6 protein-coding genes are annotated in these 7,218 nt (G+C 59.9%); 3 read left to right on the top strand and 3 right to left on the bottom strand.

Annotation, left to right across the window (positions count from 1 at the left end; translation table 11 throughout):
* Window positions 1-29: 29 nt before the first annotated feature.
* The 3 genes from QZS13_RS09535 to murC all read right to left on the bottom strand — a co-directional run bounded on the left by QZS13_RS09535 (window position 30) and on the right by murC (window position 3,763).
* Window positions 30-1,697 carry a recombinase family protein gene (locus tag QZS13_RS09535; RefSeq protein WP_295588354.1) on the bottom strand — a complete coding sequence of 556 codons (1,668 nt, stop codon included), beginning with the start codon at window positions 1,695-1,697 and terminating at the stop codon, window positions 30-32.
* A gap of 137 nt (window positions 1,698-1,834) precedes the next feature.
* The gene (locus QZS13_RS09540) at window positions 1,835-2,374 is read right to left on the bottom strand and encodes a prolyl-tRNA synthetase associated domain-containing protein (RefSeq protein WP_295588356.1); all 540 of its coding nucleotides are present in this window, start codon (window positions 2,372-2,374) and stop codon (window positions 1,835-1,837) included.
* A gap of 3 nt (window positions 2,375-2,377) precedes the next feature.
* A complete protein-coding gene (gene murC / locus QZS13_RS09545) occupies window positions 2,378-3,763 on the bottom strand; it encodes a UDP-N-acetylmuramate--L-alanine ligase (protein WP_295588359.1) in 1,386 nt (461 codons plus the stop codon).
* A gap of 121 nt (window positions 3,764-3,884) precedes the next feature.
* Here murC and QZS13_RS09550 point away from each other — a divergent pair, with 121 nt between their 5' ends.
* The 3 genes from QZS13_RS09550 (at window position 3,885) to QZS13_RS09560 (ending at window position 6,692) form a co-directional block, all read left to right on the top strand.
* On the top strand, window positions 3,885-5,210 hold the full coding sequence (locus QZS13_RS09550) for a CCA tRNA nucleotidyltransferase (protein ID WP_295588362.1): 1,326 nt from the start codon (window positions 3,885-3,887) through the stop codon (window positions 5,208-5,210).
* A 67-nt stretch (window positions 5,211-5,277) separates the two neighbouring features.
* Entirely contained in the window at window positions 5,278-6,123 is an 846-nt protein-coding gene (locus QZS13_RS09555; protein ID WP_295588365.1) for a dipicolinate synthase subunit DpsA, read from the top strand.
* A complete protein-coding gene (locus QZS13_RS09560) occupies window positions 6,120-6,692 on the top strand; it encodes a dipicolinate synthase subunit B (RefSeq protein WP_295588368.1) in 573 nt (190 codons plus the stop codon). The genes QZS13_RS09555 and QZS13_RS09560 overlap by 4 nt, the downstream gene beginning before the upstream one ends.
* The last annotated feature ends 526 nt before the right edge of the window (window positions 6,693-7,218 follow it).

Raw genomic sequence — 7,218 nt, forward strand, 5'->3', positions numbered from 1 at the left:
CTTTTTACTGGGGAAGTCCTGCGCGGCCTTTACAGAGACTTCTCGTAGGACTCGATCATCTTCTTGAACGTGTGACCCGTACGACTTCTGAGATTCTGCAGGTATTTGTCCGTGGTCTCCCCGGTGAAGATCTTGATCTGCAATCGCATGGAGCCGTCTTCCTCCGGGGTGGCAAGGATTTTGTCGATATACCGGTCCACGAAGGCCTTGCTGATGACGCCGTCCGCCGCGTCGTGCCGGGCTTCCCGGAGCACCTGGCGGATGGCGTCAATGTGTTTGCGGAATTCCTCTCTGGATAGCTGCTGCTGTTCCAACTCGCAGATCTGCCGCTCCGCCTCCTGGATTTCCCGGTCGCAGGCCTGGTTCATTTCCAGAAAGTCCCGGTCGGAGATCTGTCCGGCAGCGTTGTAGCCCAGGAGTTTGCTTTTTTTCTTCCGGGCCAGGTCGGCCTGATCCCGCAATCCGGAGACCTGCCGGGCGGTGTCTCCGCTGTCGGAGAGAGACCTGTACATTTCAATATACTCTTCCACCAGAGCCTGAGCGCTCTCCTCCGTCTCCTGGAACACCGCATAGAGCAGCGGCTTGAGCTCCTCTTCATAAATGGGGAAGGAGGGGCAGGCATCGGCGCCGTTTTTGATCTTGCCGGAGCAGACCCACTTGCTGTTCTTGTGTCCGCTGCGGTCTACGGACTCCCGGCGGTAGTATGCAGCACCGCAGTGGGTGCAGTAAAGCTTTCCGGTGAGAAGATTGGCGTGGTTGCACACGCCCTGGCGGTTTTTTACGTCCTCACTGCGGCGCCGGAGCACCCGGTTGGCGGCCTCCCAGAGATCTTCGTCCACAATGGCCGGGACGATCTGACCGGTTTCATCCTTGAACATGACCCACTCTTCCGGCGGGAGAAATTTCTGCTTTTTGGTGAACAGGTCCAGGACCTTGACTTTGTTGCCCACATAATAGCCCTTGTATTTGGGATTTGCGATCATGCCGGACATGGTGGTGTGAGCGATCTTCTTGCCGTTGTGGTTGCGGTAGCCCTTTTCCCAGAAGAGGGTTTCGATCTGCTTCATGGAGTAGTCTCCGGTGGCGTAGAGAGTAAACAGCTCCCGCACCATGGGGGCCTCGGCCTCGTCGATGACCAGCCGTCCGCCGTCCTTCACATAGCCGAAAATCCGGCTGTTGCCCAGCACCACCTTGTTTTTGATGGCCTGCTGGTGGCCGAACTTCACCCGGCTGGAGAGCTTGCGCAGTTCGTCCTGGGCGATGCCGGACATGATGGTCAGCCGCAGTTCGCTGTCCTCGTCCAGCGTATTGATGTTGTCGTTCTGGAAAAACACCCCCACCCCGGCACAGAGCAGGCGGCGGGTGTACTGGATGGAGTCCAGGGTGTTTCGGGCAAAGCGGGTGATCTCCTTGGTGAGGATCAGGTCAAAACACCCGGCCTCCCCGTCGTCGATCATTCGGTGGAAGTTCTCCCGCTTTTTGGTGGTGGCGGCGGAGAGCCCCTCGTCGATGTAGCCGTCCACGTACGTCCAGCTGGAATTTTTCCGGATCAGGGTCTCGTAGTACTGGACCTGATTGCCCAGGGAGTTGAGCTGCTCGTCGGACTCGCTGGATACCCGGGCGTAGAAGGTGACCCGCAGGGGCAGATCGTAGATGGATTTGGTTTTCAGCTGCTGACGAACGCTGTGGATATCCATGCGCTTGCCTCCGTAGTTCGTTTTATCATCATTATTATAACGTGATTTAAAAGAAATGCAATCAAAAGCTGACGACGGGAAGTAACTGGATGCCCATGAAAAAACCCCCGGCCGGGCCGGGGGTGATTCAAACGGGATTACAGGTCCACCACGGTGACAGTATGCCCGGTGGCAGGCAGGAACTTTTCCAGAAGATCGGCGGTGCGCAGCTTGAGGCTGCTGGTGCAGATGCAGGGATGACAGGAGAAATACTCCGCCTCATAGACCTCCCGCTCCATGAGCAGCGTCACGGCGTGATCCGTGTCGTTCATAAGGCCCAGCACTGTGGCGGAGCCGGGGGTACAGTGCAGCAGGTTCCACAGCTCCTCCTCCGGGGCGAAGGACAGACGGGCGGAGCCGATCTGATGGCTCAGATCCTTGGTGTGAAAGGGCTTGTCCGGCCCCATGGCCAGCAGGTAGAACTTCGTTTTCTGCCGGTTGCACAAAAAGAGATTCTTGCAGATGGGCATGCCCAGCACCTGGCTGACGGCGGCGCACTTTTCCATGTTGTCCGCCGGGTCGCTGGAGACCCGGTCGTAGTCGATTCCCAGGCGCTCCAGCATGGCAAACGCCGCCTCCTCCTGGGGCAGCAGCGTCCCCTCAGGACGGGTGTTGTGAGAAAGGGAAGAGAGATACACGGCTCAATCCTCCGTCTGCAGCAGTTTTTCACCGGCCCGGTAGATGTCGCCGGCCCCTACGGTAATGACCAGATCGCCGGGCTGGATGGTCTTGCGCAGGGCCTCCGTCACCTTGTCCAGGGTGGAGCAGTACACGGCACCGGGGATGTTGCGGCAAAGATCGGCGGAGGAGATGCCCAGGGTGTTCTGCTCCCGGGCGGCGAAGATCTCCGCCAGAATGGTCACGTCCGGAATCTTCAGCTCCTCCACGAACCGGTCGAAGAGCTTGGCGGTGCGGGAATAGGTGTGGGGCTGGAACGCCACCACCAGCCGCTTGTAGCCCAGGCCCCGGGCAGTGGTGAGCAGGGCGTGGAGCTCGTCGGGATGGTGGGCGTAATCGTCGTAGAGCTCGGCACCGTGGTAGGTGCCCTTGTGCTCAAAGCGGCGGCCGGCGCCGGCGAAGGAGGCAAGACCTTCCTCTACGGCCTTGCCGGGCAGACCCAGGGCATAGGCGGCGGAAGCAGCGGCCAGGGCGTCGAGCACGTTGTGCTGCCCATAGACGTGGAGCTTGGCGTGGGCGTAGAACTGGCCGTGAATCATGATGTCGAACACGGGATGGCCGTCCTCCTCCGTGAGGTTGGCGGCGGTGCAGTCGGCAGGCTGTTCCAGACCGAAAGTAAAAATGGGGTGCTTCAGGCCGGCCACGGACTCCATGGCGCCGGTGTTGTCGGCGTTGACGATGACGGAACCGGCAGGAGGGACCAGATCGGCAAACTTGTGGAAGGAGTGCTCGATGTCCTGGAGATCCTTGAAAAAGTCCAGATGGTCCGGTTCCACATTCAAAATCACCGCCACGGTGGGGAAGAAGCTCAAAAAGCTGTTGCAGTACTCGCAGGACTCCAAAATGATGGTGTCGCCCTGGCCCACCCGGTAGCCGGAGTGGAGCAGGGGCAGCGTGCCGCCGATCATGACAGTGGGGTCGGCCTCTGCGGCCATGAAGATGTGGGTACACATGGAGGTGGTGGTGGTTTTGCCGTGGGTGCCGGAGACGCACAGAGCGTTGGGATAGCGCTGCATGATGGCGCCCCAGGCCTGGGCCCGCTCATAGACGGGGATGCCCCGGGCGACAGCACCGGCGATCTCCGGGTTGCCGTCGTGGACGGCGGCGGTGCGGATCACCAGGTCGCAGTCGCCCAGATTGTCGGCGTTGTGGCCGATGGCGACGGGGATACCCAAAGAGCGCAGATGGAGCACCGTCTCGCTCTCATTCATGTCGGAGCCCTGGACCTCCAGGCCCATGCCCTTGAGCACTTCCGCCAGGGGACACATGGATACGCCGCCGATGCCCACCAGGTGGGCCCGCTTGCCGGGAACGATGAAGTCACGAATGGGAAGAGGATTGTTCATCATGGAAAAGAACTTCCTTTCAATCGCCTCCGCGTTGCATTGCCGGAGGCGTCATTGTATAATCATAAGCAACTTATTATAGTATATCAGACGAAAAAAAGCAACCGGAAGCAGGGGGAAAACCATGAATGGAATACCGCAGTATGTGGAGGAAATTTTAAAGACGCTGGAGCAGGCCGGCTATGAGGCCTGGTGCGTGGGCGGCTGTGTGCGGGACCTGCTTCTGGAACGGACACCCCAGGACTGGGACGTGACCACGTCCGCCCGCCCGGAGGAGACCATGGCAGTATTCGACGGTCGTTCCCTGCCCACCGGGCTGCGCCACGGCACTGTCACTGTCCGGCAGGGAACAGAGCGGGTGGAGGTGACCACGTTTCGCCTGGACGGAGTCTACCGGGACCACCGGCGTCCGGAGACGGTGGCGTTTACGGACTCGCTGGTGGAGGACCTGCGCCGAAGGGACTTTACCGTCAACGCCATGGCCATGGACCGGCGGGGAAATATCCGTGACCCGTTCGGCGGCCGGGAGGACCTGCAAAATGGGGTGCTGCGCTGCGTGGGAGCGCCGGAGGCGCGGCTGCGGGAGGACGCCCTGCGGATTCTGCGGGGACTGCGGTTTTCCGCCTGCCTGGGCCTTTCTCCGGAGACGGAGACGGCAGCGGCGCTGCACCGGTGCGGTATACTGCTGGCGGACATTGCGCCGGAGCGGATCTGGGGCGAGCTGAGTCGGCTGCTGGAAGGGGACTGGGCACCGCAGGTTCTGCGGGAGTTTCCGGATGTGCTGGCGGTGTTCTGGCCGGAGATTTCAGCCATGGTGGGGTTTGACCAGCACAGCCGCCATCACTGCTATGATGTATGGGAGCACACCCTGCATGCACTCTCGGTACTGCCGCCGGACCGGCTGCTGCGCTGTACCATGCTGCTTCACGATGTGGGGAAACCCGGCTGCTTTGTGCAGGACGCAAGCGGCAGCGGCCACTTTCCCGGGCACCCGGAGCGGGGGGCGGTTATGGCGGAGAAGATGCTGCGGCGGCTGCGGGTGGACAATCGGACCACGGAGACGGTCGTGTGTCTGGTGCGCTGGCACGACCGGAATATCCCGCGGACCCGGCCGGGGATCCGTCGTGCCCTGGCGGAGCTGGGAGAGGAGAACCTGCGGCGGCTGCTGGAGATCAAACGGGCGGACAATCTGGCCCAGGCCAGCCAGGACCTGCTGGGGGAAATCCGCCGGGCAGAGGAGATCCTGGACGGGCTGGCGGCGGAAGGCGCGTGCGTGAGTCTGCGGCAGCTGGCGGTCCGGGGAAATGATCTGGCGGCACTGGGACTGAAGGGCGCCGGCGTGGGGCAGATGCTGCGGCTGCTGCTGAATGCCGTGCTGGATGAGGCTGTGGCCAATGAGCGGACGGCCCTGATGCAGTATGCCCGCAAATCCATGGAAGAAACCCGCTGAAGCAGCGGCGTGCCCGGTGCACCTTTCCTGCCTGCCAGCCATAGTATGTGGCAGGGAGGGATGATACATGAAGCCGTACTTTGGGGTGCTGGGCGGCGACCGGCGACAATCGGAGCTTGCCCGGCTGCTGCGGCAGGACGGACATACGGTATATACCTGGGGCCTGGAGGCGTGGGGAGAAAGCGGAGCACTGGAGGAGACCGAATCGGCACAGACGGTGATTTTACCGCTGCCGGTGCGGGATGGAGATGGACGGTTCAACTGCACAGGCCTGCAGGTACAGCCGGAGGCGCTGCTGGAGCGGTTTCGTCCGGGACAGATGCTGCTGGCGGGAAAAGTGGATGCTGCTCTGGCGGAAAGAGCCGCTAGCCGGGGATTGACGCTGGTGGATTACTTTGCCCGGGAAGAACTGACCGTGGCCAACGCTGCCATTACGGCGGAGGGGGCCATTCAGGTGGCCATGGAGCACCTGGATCGGACGCTGCTGGGAATGGACTGTCTGGTCATGGGCTTGGGCAGGATTGGAACATTGCTGTGCCGCCGGCTCCAGGGATTGGGCGCCCATGTGTGGGCGTTTGCCAGACGGCCGGAGAGCCGTGCCTGGGCTGCGGCCTGCGGATACGCCGCGGTACGGCCGGATGATCTGGCAGAGGAACTGGGGCACTTTCCCGTGGTGTTCAATACGATTCCCTCCCTGATCCTGGATGAGGCATTGCTCAGGCGATTGCCGGCGGGATGCCTTTGTGTGGAGCTGGCCTCGGTGCCGGGGATGGATCTGGCGGCGGCGGAGTCGCTGGGACACACGGCGGTCTGGGCCCGGTCCCTGCCGGGTAAACTGGCGCCGGTGACGGCTGCCGCGGCCATCCGGGATACGGTATACCATATCTTGGAGGAACGAGGTGACAGTGTGTGAGAAAGGAACGGATCGGCTTTGCGGTGTGTGGGTCGTTCTGCACCCATGAAAAGGCGCTGGGCGCGCTGGAGGCACTGGTGGAACAATATGAGACGGTGATTCCCATTGTCTCAGAGACGGCGGCCTATACGGATACGCGTTTTGGTACATCGGACGCGCTGCTGGAGCGGCTGGAGGAACTGACGGGGCAGGAAGTGCTGTGCGACATTCCTTCGGTAGAACCCATTGGCCCCAAGGCATTGCTGGATGTGCTGGTGATTGCACCGGCCACCGGCAATACCATTGCAAAACTGGCGGCTGGTATTACAGACACCGCCGTGACGATGGCAGCAAAGGCACATCTGCGCAACGGGCGTCCGGTGGTGATCGCCATGGCCAGCAATGACGGACTTGCTGCCGGTGCCCGGAATATCGGAGAGCTGCTGGTGCGGAAGAACTTTTACTTTGTCCCCTTTGGACAGGACAGCGCATTTGCAAAGCCGTCGTCTCTGGTCGCTGACTTTACGAAGCTGCCGGAGACGGTGGAGGCGGCTCTGGAAGGCCGCCAGATTCAGCCGATCTTACTGTGAGTACCCGGCGAGCGGCAAGAAACGGCCGAGCATAGTACAATATAATATAATATATAGTATTTTTGACATGCCACATTCGGCGCAGAAAGAGGAGAGAGGGAAAGAATCCTTTCTCCTCTTTTTGCGTTGCTTGCCAAAATGACGAAAGGGCGACGAAAATATGAGATTGGATATAAGCTGCAATAATAATAAATATTGATTTTATTACAAGAAACGGCATAAAATTGGAAATAAATAGAAAACATAAAGAAAAAGTAAACAAATGGTTAAAAAGCGGGTTGACTTTCCGTTGCACCTCTGGTATTCTAACTAAGCTGTCAGCGCGGTAGTAACTGCGCCGGTGAGGGGGAGAAAATCCCCCTGACAGTGACATCAAGCGTTTTTTAGCTTACAAATGAACGTCGGTTCGTCAAAAAACTTTTGAAAAAAGTACTTGACAAATCCGAAAAGATTTTGTAAAATAAAAAACACTCCGCCGGGAACGGCGTGTACCTTGTAAATTAAACAACGTAACGAAAAGAAAGCA

It is taken from the genome of uncultured Oscillibacter sp. (genome assembly GCF_900546705.1).
Lineage (GTDB): Bacteria > Bacillota > Clostridia > Oscillospirales > Oscillospiraceae > Oscillibacter.